Annotated in this window: 1 pseudogene; it reads right to left on the bottom strand. The window is 69.6% G+C overall.

The features are described 5' to 3' along the window. Window positions 1-250 (bottom strand): annotated as a pseudogene (locus KB213_RS12200) (hypothetical protein); the annotation flags it as partial.

Below are 250 nucleotides of genomic sequence, written 5' to 3' on the forward strand. Positions count from 1 at the left end.
GGTGGTCGTCGTAGGGTTTCGGCGGTGGTTGGGCGGGGTGCGCGGGGGTGGCCGCGGGCGCTTCCGGTTCCGGGGTTTCTACGCCTGGCTCACTGGCGGGAGTAGCGGCTTCTTCCGATGGGGGGGGGGTCTCTTGGGGGGCCGCTTCTGTTGCGGCATCCTCGCGCAACGCGTCCCATTCCGAGAGATCCCACTGGGACGTGCTCTCACCCACACCCGCTGCAGAGACGCGCAGGGGGGTTTTCCCGTC

This window comes from Neokomagataea anthophila (assembly GCF_018122595.1).
Lineage (GTDB): Bacteria > Pseudomonadota > Alphaproteobacteria > Acetobacterales > Acetobacteraceae > Gluconobacter > Gluconobacter anthophilus.